Origin of the sequence: Amycolatopsis lexingtonensis, assembly GCF_014873755.1 — a bacterium.
Lineage (GTDB): Bacteria > Actinomycetota > Actinomycetes > Mycobacteriales > Pseudonocardiaceae > Amycolatopsis > Amycolatopsis lexingtonensis.
Genome location: NZ_JADBEG010000001.1, coordinates 2,629,234 through 2,646,307, shown reverse-complemented (window position 1 = coordinate 2,646,307; position 17,074 = coordinate 2,629,234). Strand labels below are relative to the sequence as shown.

18 protein-coding genes are annotated in these 17,074 nt (G+C 72.6%); 12 read left to right on the top strand and 6 right to left on the bottom strand.

Translation table 11 applies throughout. The features are described from left to right. Positions 1 to 3 precede the first annotated feature (3 nt). Genes H4696_RS12200 through H4696_RS12170 form a run of 7 tightly spaced genes read left to right on the top strand, consistent with a single transcriptional unit; the run spans position 4 to position 7,451 of the window. The gene (locus tag H4696_RS12200) at positions 4 to 525 is read left to right on the top strand and encodes a hypothetical protein (protein WP_086860171.1); all 522 of its coding nucleotides are present in this window, start codon (positions 4 to 6) and stop codon (positions 523 to 525) included. Continuing rightward, positions 522 to 1,991: a baseplate J/gp47 family protein gene (locus H4696_RS12195; protein ID WP_086860169.1), complete on the top strand. Its 1,470-nt coding sequence runs from the start codon at positions 522 to 524 to the stop codon at positions 1,989 to 1,991. Before H4696_RS12200 ends, H4696_RS12195 begins: the two co-directional genes overlap by 4 nt. A 4-nt stretch (positions 1,992 to 1,995) precedes the next feature. Further along, entirely contained in the window at positions 1,996 to 4,248 is a 2,253-nt protein-coding gene (locus H4696_RS12190; RefSeq protein ID WP_086860167.1) for a hypothetical protein, read from the top strand. Continuing rightward, positions 4,245 to 4,991, top strand: coding sequence for a hypothetical protein (locus H4696_RS12185; RefSeq protein WP_086860165.1), 747 nt, complete (start codon positions 4,245 to 4,247; stop codon positions 4,989 to 4,991). Before H4696_RS12190 ends, H4696_RS12185 begins: the two co-directional genes overlap by 4 nt. Then, positions 4,991 to 5,785, top strand: a complete 795-nt coding sequence (locus tag H4696_RS12180; protein ID WP_086860163.1) for a serine/threonine-protein kinase — start codon at positions 4,991 to 4,993, stop codon at positions 5,783 to 5,785. The genes H4696_RS12185 and H4696_RS12180 overlap by 1 nt, the downstream gene beginning before the upstream one ends. Next, the gene (locus tag H4696_RS12175; RefSeq protein ID WP_086860161.1) at positions 5,782 to 6,720 is read left to right on the top strand and encodes an ATP-grasp domain-containing protein; all 939 of its coding nucleotides are present in this window, start codon (positions 5,782 to 5,784) and stop codon (positions 6,718 to 6,720) included. The genes H4696_RS12180 and H4696_RS12175 overlap by 4 nt, the downstream gene beginning before the upstream one ends. Beyond that, a complete protein-coding gene (locus tag H4696_RS12170; RefSeq protein WP_143265074.1) occupies positions 6,720 to 7,451 on the top strand; it encodes a phytanoyl-CoA dioxygenase family protein in 732 nt (243 codons plus the stop codon). The genes H4696_RS12175 and H4696_RS12170 overlap by 1 nt, the downstream gene beginning before the upstream one ends. 1 nt (position 7,452) lies before the next feature. Here the strand turns inward: H4696_RS12170 and H4696_RS12165 are convergent, their stop codons facing one another. Next, complete coding sequence (locus H4696_RS12165; protein ID WP_086860158.1) at positions 7,453 to 8,415, bottom strand: LysR family transcriptional regulator; 963 nt, start codon at positions 8,413 to 8,415, stop codon at positions 7,453 to 7,455. A 140-nt stretch (positions 8,416 to 8,555) separates the two neighbouring features. Between H4696_RS12165 and H4696_RS12160 the strand changes: the two genes are divergently transcribed. The 3 genes from H4696_RS12160 to H4696_RS12150 are packed head-to-tail and all read left to right on the top strand — an operon-like array spanning position 8,556 to position 10,514. After that, positions 8,556 to 9,356: an alpha/beta hydrolase gene (locus H4696_RS12160; RefSeq protein WP_086860156.1), complete on the top strand. Its 801-nt coding sequence runs from the start codon at positions 8,556 to 8,558 to the stop codon at positions 9,354 to 9,356. Positions 9,357 to 9,360: 4 nt separating this feature from the next. Beyond that, on the top strand, positions 9,361 to 10,155 hold the full coding sequence (locus tag H4696_RS12155) for an SDR family NAD(P)-dependent oxidoreductase (protein ID WP_086860154.1): 795 nt from the start codon (positions 9,361 to 9,363) through the stop codon (positions 10,153 to 10,155). A gap of 32 nt (positions 10,156 to 10,187) precedes the next feature. Next, positions 10,188 to 10,514, top strand: a complete 327-nt coding sequence (locus H4696_RS12150; protein ID WP_086860153.1) for a hypothetical protein — start codon at positions 10,188 to 10,190, stop codon at positions 10,512 to 10,514. A 2-nt stretch (positions 10,515 to 10,516) separates the two neighbouring features. Here the strand turns inward: H4696_RS12150 and H4696_RS12145 are convergent, their stop codons facing one another. The 3 genes from H4696_RS12145 to H4696_RS49965 form a co-directional block, all read right to left on the bottom strand. Continuing rightward, entirely contained in the window at positions 10,517 to 10,678 is a 162-nt protein-coding gene (locus tag H4696_RS12145) for a hypothetical protein (RefSeq protein WP_086860151.1), read from the bottom strand. A 455-nt stretch (positions 10,679 to 11,133) separates the two neighbouring features. Continuing rightward, entirely contained in the window at positions 11,134 to 12,345 is a 1,212-nt protein-coding gene (gene tnpC, locus H4696_RS12140) for an IS66 family transposase (protein ID WP_143265073.1), read from the bottom strand. Continuing rightward, a complete protein-coding gene (locus tag H4696_RS49965; protein ID WP_249026994.1) occupies positions 12,276 to 12,485 on the bottom strand; it encodes a DUF6444 domain-containing protein in 210 nt (69 codons plus the stop codon). The genes tnpC and H4696_RS49965 overlap by 70 nt, the downstream gene beginning before the upstream one ends. A 161-nt stretch (positions 12,486 to 12,646) precedes the next feature. Between H4696_RS49965 and H4696_RS12135 the strand changes: the two genes are divergently transcribed. Continuing rightward, positions 12,647 to 13,870 (top strand): DUF222 domain-containing protein, encoded by a 1,224-nt coding sequence (locus H4696_RS12135; protein ID WP_169734981.1) that lies wholly within the window; start codon positions 12,647 to 12,649, stop codon positions 13,868 to 13,870. Positions 13,871 to 14,275: 405 nt separating this feature from the next. Here H4696_RS12135 and H4696_RS12130 read toward each other — a convergent pair whose 3' ends face one another. After that, positions 14,276 to 15,937: an MOSC and FAD-binding oxidoreductase domain-containing protein gene (locus H4696_RS12130; RefSeq protein WP_086860147.1), complete on the bottom strand. Its 1,662-nt coding sequence runs from the start codon at positions 15,935 to 15,937 to the stop codon at positions 14,276 to 14,278. Positions 15,938 to 15,982: 45 nt separating this feature from the next. On the opposite strand from H4696_RS12130, the gene H4696_RS12125 reads away from it, so the two are divergent. Further along, complete coding sequence (locus tag H4696_RS12125) at positions 15,983 to 16,504, top strand: 2'-5' RNA ligase family protein (protein ID WP_086860145.1); 522 nt, start codon at positions 15,983 to 15,985, stop codon at positions 16,502 to 16,504. On the opposite strand, the gene H4696_RS12120 is transcribed toward H4696_RS12125, so the two are convergent. Further along, positions 16,492 to 16,986 (bottom strand): SRPBCC family protein, encoded by a 495-nt coding sequence (locus tag H4696_RS12120; RefSeq protein ID WP_086860143.1) that lies wholly within the window; start codon positions 16,984 to 16,986, stop codon positions 16,492 to 16,494. The genes H4696_RS12125 and H4696_RS12120 overlap by 13 nt on opposite strands. Between the last annotated feature and the right edge of the window lie 88 nt (positions 16,987 to 17,074).

The window sequence follows — 17,074 nt, the reverse complement described above, 5'->3', positions numbered from 1 at the left end:
CCGATGACTTCCCTGCCCCCGCCCCCGACGCCCCCGGGCGCCGCGCCGGGCGACGACTCCGCCGCCCGCCGGCGTGCGCTACTCGGCGTCGGCGTGCGCGCCGACCTGACCGACCCCGCCGACACCGCGCGGGACCTGGTGCTGCGCGGCACTCCCACCGGGGTGGACCTCGACCTCGTGGACGGGGTGGACGCGCTCTGCCAGGACCTCGCGGTCGGGCTGACGACGTTGCGCGGCAGCGACCCGTTCAACCTGCGGTTCGGGTTCCTCGGCCTGACGCCGATGGTGGACCAGACGTCCCCGGTGCTGGCGCGGGAAGGCCTGCGCAGCGCGGTGGTCGAGCTGGTCGCGGCCGACCCGCGGGTGCGCCGCGTGGTCGACCTGTCCGCGCCGTCGCCCACCGGCGACGTCGCTTCCCGCCGGCTCGACGTGGTCGTTTCGTTCGAAGCGGTCAGCGGCGACCCGGCGACCTTGAACACCGGCGGCCTCGCCTCCGGCACCCCGTTCGGTGAGGTGGCCCCATGAGCGACGAAACCAGCATCGACCTGACCGACGTCCTCGCCGTGGACGCCACGGTCACCCGGTCCAGCGGCAGCGCCGGGTTCGGCGTGACCCCGGCGGGGTTCCTGCCCAAGCCGTTCACCCGCCTGCTGGCCGAGAAGATCGCGCTCGCGCAGCAGCTGATCGACCCGGCCATCGACCTCTCGAGCGGCAGCGTCGTGCGCAAGCTCCTCGAGGTCACCGCGCTCGAGGACGCGCGGACCTGGGCCGCGCTGGCGGCGGAGTACGACGACAGCTTCGTCGCGACGGCCCGGGGCCGCGCGCTGTCCGACCTCGGCGAGGAGCTCGGGATCACCCGGCCGTTCCTCAGCGCGACCGGCTCGGTGACGCTGACCCTGGCGAAGGCGCTGCCGCCGGGCGTGCCGAAACTGGTGCTGTCGCGCGGTTCCCGGCTCTCGACGCCGGGCGGGCACCGCGTCGCGCTGGCCGCCGCGGTCCAGTTCACGACCGGGGTGACCACTGCCGTCGTGCCGGTGACGAGCTTCGACCCGGGGCCGGTGGGCAACCTCGACCCCGCCGTGACCGACGCCGGTGGCGGCCACCCGCAGCGGATCGACCGCTGGGAGATCGCCGACGCCAAGCTCGCCGCGATGATCGCGGCGGACGTGGCGGCCGGGTTCCTCGCCACGGCGTCGTCGATCGGCCAGGGACTGGTCCGCGTCCAGCACCCGCAGGCGCTGACCGGCGGCAACGCGCAGTTCGACGACGACCGCTACCGGGCGCTGCTGCTCGCGGCGCCGCGGTCGCTGTGGACGGCGGACTCGATCGCGGCCACCGTGGCGCTGGTCCCCGGCGTGCGGCAGGTCGTCGTGCGCGACGGCTGGGGCGGGCTCGACCTGTCCCAGTCGATTTTCGGCCAGTTCGCCTTCTTCGAGCGGCTGTTCGCGGCCGACCGGGACCTGTCGTCGCCGTTCTTCGTCACCGTCCTCGTCGCGCCGACCGAAGCCGCGGTCTGGGAGGGCGCGGGCGGGCTGCGCGCGGCCGTGCAGCAGGCGATCCGGGACGTCCGGCCGGTCGGGATCTTCCCCGACGTGGTGCGGGCCGAGCAGGTGTTCTTCACCGTCCAGGCCGACGTGACGACCTCGGGCCTGCCGCTGCCGTCCGGGTCCGTGGCCAGCCGCAACCTCAGCCCCGCCGCGCTGGCGCTCAAGCAGCGCCTCGCGGCCCGGCTGCGCGGGGTCGTCGACGGGCTGTCGCTGGCGGAACCGGTGCGGGCCGCGGCGCTGTCGGCGGCGATGATGGCGGAGCCGGGCGTCGTCGACGTCGGCGACCTCCACCTGATGCGGTTCCCGTACGCCGTCGACGGCGTGGGGTCCGGCGGGGAGAGCGACACCTCGCCCGACGTGCTGGACCTGGACGAGAACCTCGTCGTCGGCGCCGACCAGATCGCGGTCTTCGTCGAGTCGCCCGGCCGGCTGACGGTGCGGTGAAGCCATGACGACCCGTTCCCCGCTCGACCCGGACCGCCTCGGCGCCGGGGTGCTGGCCGCCGCGGCGGCCGAACTGATCGGGCCGCTGTCGCCGGCGGCCACCCCGCGCCCGCTGACCCTGCGCGCCACGACGTCGCCGGGACAGGCCGAGGCGGTGGTCGACACGACGACGCGGCACCCGCTGGTGCTGTGCACCGTCCTGTCCGATGTGGACGGCCAGGGCCTGACCGTGCTGCCCGCGGTTAAGACCGGCGGCGGCGCGCCGCAGTCGCTGCCGGTGGTGACGTTCGCGCCGCACACCGCGGCGGGCACCGCGCTGGTGGCGGCGCTGCCACCGGCGGGCAAGGGCGACGTCACCGCGCCGTTTTCCGTGCTGGCGCGCGGGATCCTCGGCGGCGAGACCGGCGTCGGGCTGAGCACCGCGCAGCTCATCGCCGCCGTCCGGTTCGACCTCGTCGAGGGCGTGCTGGGCCGGTTGCTGACCGTACTGCTCGATGAGAAGGGCCGGATCCGGCGCACCGCACGGGAAATCCGCGCGTCGCGGACCCTGGCGGTGGCGAGCGGCAACGCGCTCGACCGGATCGGCGCCGACCTGTCCAGCCCGCGGTTCTCCGACGAGCTGTTCTGGGACGCCGACGAGCAGACTCCCGCCACCCGGCCGCTCCAGCCACCCGGCGCGCGTGAGGACGACGCGTCCTACCGCGCCCGGCTGCGGATCCTGCGCGGCGTGCGGCTGCCCAGCACGCCGTGGCTCGACTCCGCGCTGGACGACTTCCTCGCCGACGTCGGCGTGCCGGGCACGGTGGGCGTCGACGAGGCGCCCGACCCGCAGCTGATCGCCCTGCGGCTGGTCGCACCCGGCGCGCCGGCCGCCATCGGGCAGCTGCTCAACGCGATCCGGCGGGTGCACATGATCTGGCCCGCGGGCAGCACCGAAGGCGACGACGCGCACGCGCACCGCCTGCTGCCGCCGGACGTGGCCGCCCGCGTCGACACTCAGCGCGCGGCGCTCGCGACCTGGCAGGTGCAGCCCTTCCAGCCCCTCGCGCCGACCGTGGCCGACGCACTGACCACTTTGGACCGGCGGTGCGGGCAGCTCGGGGCCCGGCCGTGGCCGAAGGTGCTCAAGGGGCAGGACAACGCCGGCGGGTCGCGGTTCGAGCTCGGGTTCGGCGCGCTGTTCGCGGCGCCGGTCGCGGCCCAGCTCGACGCCGCGGTCACCGCGGCGGGCAAGCTCAAGGACCCCAACCTGGTGCCGCAGCCGAGGTCGGCGGATCCGGCCGGGGCGTGGCTGCTCAAGGCGTGCGGCCTGCGCACGGTCGAGCAGGGCGCCGACGGCACGGTGTTCGTCAGCACCGCGCCGATGGGCCCGCTGGTCGTGGACGTCGAGCCGGACGCCTCGGGCGACGTCCCGCTGACGCTGACCGCGCGGCTGGTCTCGGCCACCGACCCGAACCACGACGTCCCGGTGGTCTCGGTGATCACCGCGCTCGCGGGGTCGCAGCTGACCCCGGTCGCGGATCCCGCCGCGGTCCTGACGGCCGCGCGGCCGACGAGCACGGTCGCCGGCCTGGACGCCGCGCTCGACGGCCGGAGCGTCCCCAAGGTGATCGACGTCGCCGCGTTCACCCGGCAGCTGGACACCGTTTCGCCGCGCGACTACGTGCTGTTCGACCTCGGCGCCACGCGCACGACCGCGGTCATCGCGAACTCGGCCCTGCTGAGCCCGCTGTTCACCACGGCGACCGCGGCCGGTGCGAGCAGCGTCGTCGCGCTGGCCACCGGAGCCGGGACGTTGGCGCTGCTGTTCGGCGTGACGGGGCTGCCGCTGGCGGGCGCCAACCTGGCGGGGGAGCACACGCTGATCCACCGCTGGCAGGTGCGCGGGCTCGGCGACCAGCACGCCACGCTTTCGCCGAGGCGCGGCGCCGTCGTCTCGATCCCGCTCTTCAACAGCGGGATCAGCGTCGTGTCGTGCGTGGTGGGACAGCGCTCGGGCGCGAACGACCCGTACACCTGGCGGCCCTCGCTGCCCGACGGCGCGCTGCTGACCCTGCGCCAGTACGAGCACCTGCTCAACATCGTCGAGCTGGCGACGCCCGTCGGGGTACGGGCGGACACCTTCGCCATCCGGCGGCGGCACGTCGACGTGGACGGCTCCGGCCGGCCCACGGGCCTGAACATCGCCGCCGCACGGGCTTACCGGCACTACCGCCTGGCGCCGTCCGCGCGGGCAGGACAAGGAGAGATCTCATGAGCGACGAACAACTCGTCTACGGCGTCCCGGCCCACACGATCGTCGAAGCCCTGCGCGGCGCGGGCGTCGCGGAGGACGACGTCGTCGCGGTGCTGGGCCGCGCGATCGCCCGGTCGTCCGGCCCCGGCCTCGCGGCGACGGTGAGCCCGCCGTTCGTCTTCCAGACCAGCGTTCCCCAGACCGCGCCCCAGTGCGAGCTGCACTTCGAGCCGGCGTTCACGCACCCGGACTTCATCGACGGCGTGACGGTGGTGCAGGCGGGCGAGACGCCGACGGAGATCGGGTTCAACCACCGGTTCCACGCCATCGAGACCGACCTCGGCGGGGTCGCGGAGGCGCTGCGCACGGTCAGCAACTGCATCAAGGAGCTGCGGCTGGAGCTGTTCGGGGTGGTCCAGGAGCTGCAGGTGAAGATCACCGCGATCGACCGGCGGATCGACCCGATCAAGGACAAGACGGAGACCAAGGAGTCGAAGGAGAAGGAGAAGGACACCAAGGAGACCAAGGACTCGAAGGAGAAGGAAGGCAAGGACAACAAGGAGACCAAGGAGAAGGACAGCAAGGAAGGGAAGGAGAAGGACCGGGGCAAGGACGGGCAGAAGGAGTTCGTCGACCTCGCCGGCACCTTCCCGCCGGAAGCTTCGGGTTCCGGGGCCGAGGTGGAGGGGGACGAGCGGACGTTCATCTCGCTGGCGGACCGCCCCGACGTCGGCCGCGACGCACTGTCCGAAGAGGACAGCTGATGCTGCTGATCCTGGCCCACGCCCGCGATTCGGCCGCCCGGGCGCTGGCGGACCGGTGGGGCAGCGAGGCCCTGCTCCTGACCGTCGACGAACTGCACCAGGCCCGGTGGAGCCTCTCGGTGGACCGCGACGGCGGGGTGCGCGCGGAGCTGTCCGTCGGCGCCCCGATCACCGGCGTGGTGAACCGCCTCGGCGTGCTCACCGGCGCCGACCTGCTCCGGATCCGCCGCGAGGACCGGCCGTACGCGGCGGCGGAGCTGACGGCGTTCCTGCTGGCGTGGCTCGACGCGTGCCCGGCCCCGGTGCTGAACCCGCCCAACCCGAGGTGCCTCAACGGCCCGGCCTGGTACCCGGAGGAGTGGGCCGACGCGGCGGCCGCGGTGGGCCTGCGGGTGGCGCCGGTGCACCGGACGGTCGGTCTCGGCCTGCCCCCGGCGCCGGCCGTCCCGCCGGGGACCCATCGCGTGCACGTGGTGGGCGACGTGTGCGTGGGGGAGGTGCACCCCTTGGTGGGGCGGCAGTTGCGGGCGCTCGCGGAGCTGGCGGGGACCCCGCTGCTGACGGCGACCGTGTCCGGGTTGGGAGCGCAGGCGGAGGTGCGGGAGATCTCGGCGTGGCCGGACCTGGCCGACCCGGCGGTGGCGGACGCGCTCGCGGTGGCACCGGGGCGGGCCGCGGGTCGTGGGGTCGCCGTGGCGGGGGAGTCGCCGGGGCATGTGCCCGAGGCTCCGCCCGGCTACGCGCCTCTCACGTCGCTCGCGGATTCCTCCGGCGTCAAGGCGGTGGCCGGATGAGCATCCTGCTCTGGGGCCTGGTCCGCGACCAGCCCATGTCCGCCGTGCTGACCCAGCTCCGGCGGCTCGACGCGCCCGTGTTCTTCCTCGACCAGCGGCAGGTCCTCGACACCACCGTCCAGGTCGAGGCGGGCCGCACCAGCCGCACGACCGTGACCGTCGCGGGGGAGACCTTCGACCTCGGCCGCGTCCGGGCCGCGTACGTGCGCCCGCACGACAGCACCCAGCTGCCCGGCCTCCGCACGCGCCCGCCCGCTTCGCCGGAGTGGCGGCACGCCGCCGAGGTCGACCAGGTGCTCAACGCCTGGTCCGACCGCACCGCGGCCTACGTCCTCAATCGGCCGGAGGCGGCGGCGGGGAACGCGTCCAAGCCGTTCCAGCTGCGGGCCGTCTCCGCGGCCGGGTTCGCCGTGCCGCCGACGCTCGTCACCAACGATCCGGACCGGGTCGCGGAGTTCCTCGACGAGCACGGCGACGTCATCGTCAAGTCGGCCAGCGGCGTGCGCAGCCGGGTGCGGCGCGTCCGGCCCGGCGACCGGCTCGCGGACGTCGCCGCCTGCCCGACGCAGTTCCAGCGCCGCGTGCCCGGGACCGACGTGCGGGTGCACGTCGTCGGGGCCGAGGTGTTCGCCGCCGAGGTGGACAGCGACGCCGACGACTACCGCTACGCCCGGGCGCTGGGCCACCGCGATCCGGTCCTGACGGCGATCGACCTGCCGCCGGACGTCACCGCCCGCTGCTTCGACCTGGCCAAGCGGATCGGGCTCCCGGTGGCCGGCATCGACCTGCGGCGCACCCCGGACGGCGAGTGGTACTGCTTCGAAGTCAACCCGTCGCCGGGCTTCACCTACTACGAATCGAGAACCGGCCAGCCGATCGCGGCGGCCGTCGCCGGGCTGCTCGCTGCGGCGGCGTTGTGCAAGGAGCACGTCTGATGACCACAATGGACACGCGGCCGGTCGAAGAGATCCACTTCGGCGGCGCCCGGGTCTTCGCTGTCGACCTGTTCAGCCCACCGGAGGTCGACCAGGTCCGCGCCGCCGTCGACGCGGCACCGCCCGAGCTGTGGCACGAAGGCCGGCGCACCCCCGGCGTCGGCCGCATGGCCACCATCGGCGAGGCGCTCTACCGCAGCCGCGGCAAGCTCGAGCACTACGCGGAGTGCGCGCGGCGGGAAAACCGGCTGCTCTACCGGCACTTCCGACTCGTGCACGAGCGTGTCGCGACCTTCTTCGAAGAGCGGTACGCGCTCCCGGTGGTGTACGCGGACGAGCTCGCCGTCCCCGGCTTCCACGTGTTCGGCTTCGACGCCCCCGGCGACTACGCGGGCGGCGGCTGGCACGTCGACGCCCTCGAAACGCAGGCGCCGTCGCTGATCAGGCGCGCCGACGACATCTCGGCGGTGGTCACCTTCACGGTCCCGTTCGAACTGCCGGACGGCGGCAGTGGCCTGGACCTCGAAGCCGACATCCCGGGTGCCGCGCCCGGCCGGCACGGCGGGGGCGAGGCGATCACCGTGCCGTACCGCGCCGGCACGATGGTGTTCACCGAGTCCGAGCTGTGGCACCGGATCTCCGGGTCCCGCTGCCGCACGCCGGGACAGCGCCGCGTGACCTACCAGGGTCACGGCGTCCGCCTGGACGGCCGCTGGATCTTCTTCTGGTGAGCTACGGAGCGGCGGAGAGGTCTTCCGGCGGGGTCCACAGCGGCGCTCCCCCGGTGCGTTCGGGTAGCAGCCAGCGGTGCCGCTCGGCGGTTTCGCCGGCGATGCGCAGGAACTCCCGCACGGGCTCCGGCTCGTCGCCCTCGCGCCAGGCCACCGACCACGGGTACACCGGCTGCAGCTCCCGCGGCCGGTGCACCGGGAACCCGTGCTCGGGGTAGCGGCGGGCGTAGCTGTCGAATTCGAACAGGAACGCGCTGCCGGGCGCGCGGCCGAGGGCGGTGCGGCAGTGGTCGAAGGTACCGGGGTTGCCCAGCCAGCGCAGGGTGAGCCCGGTGTGCCGGGCGAACGAACTCAGGTAGTGGCCGTGCACGTTGTACAGCGCGGTACCGGGGCCGTCCGCGAAGACCTCGAGCGGACGTTCGTGCATCGACACCGACGTCCGGTTCGGCTCCCCGGGTCTGCCGACCAGCCGGAACGGCTCGAGCCGCAGCGGCGTGTGCCGCCAGCCGGCCGGGTACTCGGCCCGCAACGCGGCCGTGACGCGGAGGATCGCGACGTCGAGGTGGTCGTCGAGCAGCGCGGCGAGCTGGCGGGCGCTGTCCATCTGGCTCTGGACCACCTCGGCACCCGGGTGGGCCGCGAGGTAGGCGTCGGTGACGATCCGGCTGGTGTCGAGCTCGAAGATGTGCGCGACCCGCAGGCGGTTCGGCGCGGGTTCGCGCAGCATCTGCCCGGCGGTCGCCAGTAGCTGCCGCGCGAGGTGCAGGAACCGCTCGCCGCGCGGTGTCAGGGTGACGTGGCGGCTGTCGCGCACCAGCAGCGGCGCCCCGACCTCGGCCTCGAGCCGGCGGATCTGCTTGGACAGCGCCGGCTGGCTGATGTACAGCCGGGCGGCGGCCCGGCCGAAGTGCAGCTCGTCGGCGACCGTGACGAAGTACCGCACCAGCCTGAGGTCGAGGTCCATCCGGGCCTTCCCGAGCGGGGGAGTGGAGCGCCAACGATGCCACTGCGGCTATCGATGCGCACGCACCAGGTCTTGGACGGCCCGGCCCGGATCGGGTTGGCTCGTGCCCGACACGCCGTCCCGAAAATCCGGAGGATCCGATGGCAGCCGCGGGCACCCCTGTCGTGTTCATCCACGGTCTGTGGCTCCACGCCACGTCGTGGCACCCCTGGATCGACCACTTCCGGGCCGCCGGGTACGCGCCCGTCGCGCCCGGCTGGCCGCACGAGCCCGAAACCGTCGAACAGGCCAGAGCGCACCCGGAAGCCGTCGCGGACATCGGCATCGACGACGCCGTGAGCCACTTCGCGGCCATCATCGAAGGCCTCGACCGGCCGCCGGTCGTCATCGGTCACTCGTTCGGCGGCCTGATCACCGAGAAGCTGCTCGGCCAGGGCATCGGCGCGGCCGGCGTCGCCATCGACCCGGCGCAGATCAAGGGCGTCCTGCCGCTCCCGCTGGCGCAGCTGCGCGCGGGCCTGCCGGCCCTGGGCAACCCGGCCAACCTGCACCGGGCGGTGTCGCTGACGGAAAAGGAGTTCCGGTTCGGCTTCGGCAACGCGCTGACCGACGAAGAGTCGGCGGAGCTCTTCCGGCGCTGGACGATCCCGTCGCCGGCCCGGCCGCTGTTCCAGGCCGCGGCCGCGAACTTCGTGCTGCATTCGGAGGCGAAGGTCGACACCCGCCGCGAAGACCGCGGCCCGCTGCTGCTGGTCTCCGGCACCGCGGACCACACCGTCCCGGACGTGGTCACCCGCTCGACGCTCAAGCAGTACCGCGACTCGACCGCCGTCACCGAGCTGAAGCAGTTCGAGGGGCGGGGCCACTCGCTCACCATCGACAGCGGCTGGCGGGACGTCGCCGACGCCGTGCTCGCCTGGCTGCGCGAGCACGGGGTCTGAGCCCGTGGAACTGGACCTCGCGGGCCGGGTCGCCGTCGTCACCGGGGCCAGCCGGGGCATCGGGCTGGCCGTCACCGAAACCCTCGTCGCCGAGGGCGTCCACGTCGTCGCCGGGGCGCGGTCTCCCGGGCGTGAGCTGGAAGAGCTCGCACGGGCCGGAAAGGCCCACGCGCTGGCCGTGGACCTCGGCACCGCCGACGGCCCGGGCCGGCTCGTGGAGCTGGCGCTGAGCGAGCTCGGGCGCGTCGACATCCTGGTCAACAACGTCGGCGCCGTCACCCCGCGGCCGAACGGCTTCCTGCTGGTCACCGACGAGGAGTGGACGCGGTCGATCACCCTCAACCTGTTGAGCGCGGTCCGCGCCACGCGGGCAGCGCTGCCGACGATGGTGACCGCGGGCCGGGGCAGCATCGTCACGATCGCCTCGATCAACGCGCACCTGCCCGACCCCGGCGTCATCGACTACAGCGCGGCGAAGGCGGCGCTGGTCAACTTCACGAAGTCGGTATCGAAGGAGTTCGGCCCGCACGGCGTCCGCGCCAACGCGATCAACCCGGGCCCGGTCGCGACGGACCTGTGGCTCGGCGCGGGCGGCGTGGCCGAGACCGTCGCGGCCGGCTCCGGCGCGACCCCCGGCGCCGTGGCCGACGAAGCCGCCACCCACGCCGTGACCGGCCGGTTCACCCAGCCCGCGGAGGTCGCGAACCTGGCGGCCTTCCTGGCCGCCGACCGGGTGGCGGGCAACATCACGGGCGCGACCTTCACCCTCGACGGGGGATACACCACCGAAACCCATTAAAATTCCGCCCGACCATCGGGGACGGGGGAGCGGTGACGGACGAATCCGGCGAATGGTTCGCGGTGCGCTGTGTCTTCCGGTGGACGCACGCCGGCGAAGAACCGTACGAAGAGCGGATCACCCTGTGGCGCGCGCCCGACCTCGACGAGGCACTGGCCCTCGCCGAGGCGGAAGCCCGCGAGTACGCGGAGCGGGCCGGGGTCGGCTACCTCGGCCTCGCCCAGGGCTACGCGACCGGCGAGCGGGAGCTGGCGCCCGGCACCGAGGTGTTCTCGCTGCTGCGCGACAGCGCCTTGCCACCGGCGGAGTACCTGGACCGCCACTTCACCACCGGCGGCGAGCACCAGGACCGCGTCTGACGTCACCCCCGCTTGCCGAGGGCCTCCCGCTTGACGAAGCCGATCACCCCGGTCGCGACGAACAGCACCGCGCCGACGATGATCAGCCAGAACAGTCCCTTGACGACGATGCCGAGCACGACGAGGACGGCCCAGATCACGAGCAGTCCGACGAGAAGGCCCATTTCAGCTTCCCTCCTGACGGTGCCCGGAGTGGTACCCGGCCGATCGGTCGGTTACACGTGGCGCGGTCGGGCCGTGTTCGAGCAGCTCGGCTTCGCCGTCGGGGAGCTGCCCCGTACCGGCCGACACCACCAGCCGGCGAGAGGCGTGTTCGTCACCGCCGGCCGTCCGGGGCGATGAGTTCGGCGAAGCGGCGGGACTCGACCACGCAGGTCGCGAGCACCTCGGCCGCCCCACTCTTTCCCGTTGTCGGCGAAGGGGAGAGGCTCAGTGCCACTGCATGAGGTCGTTGCCGGCAATGTCTCCGAGCGCGCCCTCCTCCAGCGAGCGCAGGTCGAGTCCAGGTGGGCGAGCGCCCGCCGGTTCCAGCCCTGCTGGTTGCTCCGCCTCCGATCGTGTCCGCCCCCCCGCTGACTCGGCACAGGCAGTGCATCGGGTGCACCCGATCGGTAACTGTTCAGGCCGTTTCGATTGTTGTTGGTAGCCAGGGGTTTCCGGTGATGGCGTCGCGTAGTGCGGTGATGACGTGGCCGTTCTTGCGGGCGGTGGAGATGTAGCTGCGGACGCGTAGCCAGGCGTGGGCGCCGTGTGGGGTGCGCCAGCCACCGGAGATCTTCAGTTGTGCCTTGATCAAGCGCAGGTCGCGTTCGGCTTGGTTGTTGGTGAACGGGACGGTGAGGTCGCGGGCGAAGAGCAGCACTTGGTGCTGGTAGTCGCGCAGGCGCACCAGCAGGTTCCGGGTCTTGCTTTGCTTACGCCCCCGATCCGGTGGGTGCAGCAGCAGGCCGACGTTGATCGTGCGGACGAACCTCGAGAGCAACGGATCGACGATGTGGGCGGGGATCGTGGCCTGGCCGGCATCGCGTGCGGTGTGGGCGGCGGTGTTGAGCTGTTCGAGGGTGGTGATCGCGATCCGGGGCCAGGCGTATTCGGGGTGGGCTTCGCCGGCCGCGTCCAGTTCGCGCAGGTGGTGGGCGTTGCAGCGGGCGTGTTTGCGCCCGAAGTCTTCATAGGACATGAGGCCGTCGTGGACGGCGACACCGCGGAAGTAGGTGAGGATCCCGAACTCGTCCATCGCCTCACCACCACGCTGCCGATGCGGCAGATACGCGGTGAGCACGACATGCAGCCACCAGTTCTTCCCTGCGACCCGGATGCCGGTCTCGTCGAAATGCGCCACCGGCGCGGCCCGCAACGCGTCCTCGACCTGCTGGGCAAATCCGTCGAGCTGAGCGGCGACCGGGGTGAGGACACCGGCGACCCAGCCGGTCGACACCGGCAACCCCATCAGGTCCGCCAGCAGCTGCGCTGTCCTGGCCACCGGCATGTGCTGGTAGGTCAGCAGGTAGACCGCCAGCGCGGTCACGTTCGGTCCGTAGCAGGCGGGCGCGGTCGCCTCGGCCGGGCCGGGTGCAGTCGTGACGCGGTGGCAACCTCCGCACCGCAGCCGGTGCAGGTGGCGCTCGGTCACCGCCGGGCGCACCGGTGGCAGGTCCACGACCTGGCGGCGGATCACCCCGGCACGGTCGGTGCGGCGCAGACCCGCGCCGCAGCCCGCGCACGCCGACGGTGTGTGGTCGACGATCGTGTCCGGGTTCTTCACCAGTGACAGCGTCGCGCCAGGCGCGCCGGGCTGTTTGCCCTGCTTGCGTCCGGACTTGCCCCGCAACGACTTGGGGCAGGTTTGCTGAACCGGTCCGACGACGGCGGCATCGAGGAGTTACCCGAATTCGTGCCCAGGCGACGCTTGAGCGCGGCGACCTCGGCCCGTAACGCGGTGATCTCCTCCCGTGCACGAGCGAGCTCCACAGCCTGCGCTGCGACCAGCACGGCCAATTCGTCATACGACGGACGAACACCTTCCCCCACAACAAGATCATCCCACAGGCCCGCTCACAGCCCGGAAACGGCCTGAACAGTTACCCTGATCGAGTGATGAACGTTTGTTCGTATTTCCGTAATCTTGGTGTGTGGACAGAGAAACGGTGTGGCAAGCAGACGCGGAGGCCCTGGCCGACCACCTCCGCAGCCTGCTCACCGTCATGCGGTCCGCTGAAGCGGAAATCGGTGCGCTGCTGGTGGAAATCGAATCCCGTGGCGTGCAAGAACTATTCGGCTACCGCTCTGCCGCCCGACTCTTGGAGCATCTCGCGGACCTCCCGCGCGCCGCCGCCGACAAGATGGTCAAACGAGCCCAGGCCCTGCACCCCAGCCACGCTCTCGACGCCACCCCCGCCGTTGCTCCCGCCACCGGTGTCGCTGCCCTTGCTGGTCGGTTGAGCACGCCGATGATCGATACCATCATCGAGGCTGTCTCCCGGATCCCCGCCTCTCATCGCGACTCGGCCGAGGCGGATCTGCTGGCTTTCGCCGCCGACGCGGGCCACAAACAGGTCGCTGCCCTCGGCGCCCGGATCTTGGCCCACCTCGACCCCGACGGCACCGCCCCCGACGACACCGAGCCCGCCACGCCGGTGCGGGAACTGTCGCTGCGCCGCAAACGCACCGGCACCTGGGAACTGTCCGGTCGCTTCGACGACGAGACCGGCACCCGTGCCAGCGCCCTGCTCGACGCCCTCGCTGAACGCCGCGGTGCCGAGGATGGCCCGGACTTCCGGTCCCCGCAGGAACGCTACGGCGACGCTTTCTCCGACGCAGTCGACCTGGCCCTCAACTCCCCAGAGTTGCCCACCCAAGCCGGGGAGCGCGTCCACGTGATGGTCGCGGTCTCCCTCACCGACCTGCGCTCCGGACTCGGCACGGCGACCCTGGGCGACACCGGTCTGATCTCGGCCGCCGAGGCCCGGATCCATGCCTGCGACTGCACCCTGATCCCCGCCGTGCTCGGCACCGCCAGCGAACCGTTGAACCTGGGCCGGGCCCGTCGCCTGATCTCACCCGGGCTGCGCCGGGCGTTGTTCCTGCGCGACCGCGGGTGCGCGTTCCCGGGCTGTCACCGCCCACCCCGGCACTGCCAGGGCCACCACATCCACCACTGGTCCGAAGGCGGCCTGACCGACCTGGCGAACCTGGTCCTGTTGTGCGGCCACCATCATCGGTTGCTGCACCGGTCGGGTTGGCAGGTCCGCATCGCCACTGACGGTCATCCGGAGTTCCTACCGCCGCGGTTCTTGGACAAACGCCGAAAACCCAGGCGTAATAACATCCATCAGCCCCTGCCATTCGCAGCCTGAAGATGGGATAGGCCCGCAGCCACCGGCTACGGGCCTACACCCACGACCAGTTAGCGACAGCTTGGGCCGCTATCGAAGTGGATCAGAGCCATTAGCTGGTCTCGGCGCTGAGGCCGGTGGCCGTCCGCCTTCGACCGCCTGGCCTTTCGATGCGCGGCCTGCTCGCCCGGATCCCGGCCAGGACCGAAATGAACTGCAGGCCGTCGCCACGTTTTCGGCGGTGGTCCGGCAGATCCCACGTCCCGCGGCGGGGCGCCGCCACCGGATCCCGTCGGCCGACTGCCGTCGACTGCAGGACGGGCGCTTCCCGCCGCAGAAATCCGTGCCGGACGGGCCCACCCACCCGCAGAGCGACGCACACAGTGCCGACCCGCCCCAAGTCCACCGACCTGGCCCTGAACAGACTCAAAGATCCAGCACGACATCCCCTGTCGGCCGAGCACAACACACCAGGGCCTCCCCGGCCGCGGGCGGTTCGAGCGGCTCGGGTTCGTACGCAACACTCCCCGAAAGCACCGGCGTCACGCACGTGTGGCACACCCCGGTCCGGCACGACCACCGCGTCGGCACATCGCACGCCTCGGCGAACTCCAACAGGCTCGGATACCCCTCGCCCCACGGCACGGTCAGCCCGCTGCGCGCGAAGGTCACCGCCGGTCCGCTTCCCGGGGTGCCCGCCGGTGCGTGGGGCGTTTTCCGGACGTTACCGACCAGTCCCGGGTTGATCGCCGACACCCCGCCGAACAGTTCACTGTGGACGCGAGCGGCGTCGAAGCCCAGCGACACCAACGCGGCACGCACGGCGGTCATGAACGCGTCCGGCCCGCACAAGTAGACCGCCGCGTCCACCGGAAGGTCCAAAGCGGACAAAGAATCCAGACTGAGCCGCCCCGTCTCCGAGGTGTGGAAGACGTGCTCGCGCCCGTGGGGGAGCCCGGCCAGCAGCCGATGGGCCTCGGCGGCGAACGGCTGCTCGGCGGCCGTCCGGGCGGTGTGCACCCACCACACCTCCCGCGTCGATCCGCGGGCCGCCAGTGCGTGCAACATCGCCAGCACCGGGGTGACGCCGATGCCCGCCGAGACCAGGACCACCGGGCGGTCTTCCTCCGTCAGGACGAAGTCGCCGCGGGGGCCCGCCACCTCCACCACCGCGCCCGGAGCCAGGTGCGTGTGGAGGTAGCTGCTCACGACGCCGTCGCGCTTGACGCTGATGCGGTATTCGCGCTCCGACGGTGCCGCCGACAGCGAATAGCTGCGGATCGGTGCCGGGTCGCCCGCGCCCGGGACGCGCAGCGTCACGTACTGGCCGGGCTCGGGACGGGGGAGCGGCTCGTCGGCGGTCAGGTGAATCGACGTCACCGTCGTGCTCTCGGGCACCACCCGGGTCACGCGCAGCGGCCGGAACCCGCGCTGAACCTGCGGTGCCGGAGCCGACAGCAGGTCGCGGAACGAGCCCTGCCAGCCCGGGCTGAGCGCGGGGATGTCGAGGGCCTTGCGCAGCATGTCCCGGTCGCGGTCCGGCAGGTAGAGGAGCGCGTCGACGGCCGCGACGCTCAATGCGTGGCGGCCGGTCCGGGTGCGGACGATCTCGTCGCCGGCCTGGACGTGGCCCTCGGTGATGACGCGCAGGTAGAAGCCCGGGCGGTGGTGGGCCACCAGCAGCGCCGGCATCCGCGGCTCGCCCAGGCGCATCCCGACGCGGAAGCACGTCACCCGCGGCTGGGTGACCTCGAACTCCGCCTCGCCGATCCGGTACCGGTCGCCGATGTGCACCTCGTCGTCGGGGAGGCCCTCGACGGTGAAGTTCTCGCCGAACCGGCCGTCCTCGAGGTCGTCGCGGCCGAGGAAGCGCCGCCAGTGCTCGTACGACTCGCGCTGGTAGACCAGCACCGCGCGGTTCTCGCCGCCGTGGCCGCCCAGGTCGCCCTGGCCGTCGCCGTCGACGTTGAGCCGGCGGACCAGCCGCGGGCCCTCGACCGGGTACTTGAAGATTCCCGTGTGGACGGTCCGGTCCTGCCAGGCCACGTCTTTCGGCATCCCGACGTTGAGCGACACCAACCGCGCCATGCTCGTTCCCCTCACTCCGGTTGCCCCAGACCTTATGCTCGGCACGTGCCGCCGCTGGTCGTGACCCTCGCCGTCGACGGACCCGCCCAAGCGGCGTGGAACGCGCTGCGGCGCAGGTGGTTCCCGCCGGACCGGCTGGTCGTCGGTGCCCACCTGACCCTGTTCCACACGCTCCCGGGCGAGCACCTGGCGACGGTGCTCGCCGACAGCGCCGAGGTGGCGGGCGCCGCCGAACCCTTCGAGCTCACGGTCACCGGTGCCCGGTCGCTCGGGCGAGGAGCCGCGCTCGACGTCACCGCCGCCCCCTTGCTGCGCCTGCACGCCGAACTGCGGGCGCGCTGGGCGGGCTGGCTCACCCGGCAGGACGCGCAGCCGTTCAAGCCGCACGTGACCGTGCAGAACAAGGTGCGGCCGGACGTCGCCGCCGAGACGCTCGAAGCGCTGCGCCTCGACCCCGGCCCGCGCACCGCGACGGCGACCGGGCTCGACCTCGGCGGCCCGTGGGAGCACCTCGCCACCGAGCCGCTGGGCGGGCTGCGCCGCCGAGCCCGGCGTCAGCCGAGCTGAGCGGCGGGCGCCGCGAGCTCCGCCAGATGACGCAGCGAGTCACCGAGGTGGCCGGGGCCGAACGGCGGGAACGCGATGCCCCGGTCGCGGATGTACCGCGGCACCGCCGACCAGTCGTAGGACAGCGTCACCTCGGTGCTCGACGCCCCGAGCGGGGTGAGGTCGTACCGCCAGAGCCAGCCGCCGAACTCCAGCTCGCCGTCGTCCTTCCGGTAGCCCGTCACCCAGCCGATGGCGCGCGGCGCGTCGAACACCTCGACGCGGTTGACCACCTGGTATTCGCCGACCGGACGGCTGCCGTGGAACATGTCCATCCGGAAGAGCTGGCCGGTCCGGCCCAGCGGCTCCGGGTCGACGGGCTCCCGGACCCAGCCGGTGCCGTCGATCGCCGCGTGGGTCGTCGGGTCCGCCAGCACCGCGAACACCCGCTCGGCGGGCACCGGGAAGGTCAGGGTCGCGCGCACGTTCTCGTGGTCCGACATGGTGAAGTCCTTTCTCGGAGGCTCTCACCCCCACCACGAACGGACTCGCTGCCTTTCGACACCGCGCGGCCGAAATTTTCAGTCGCGG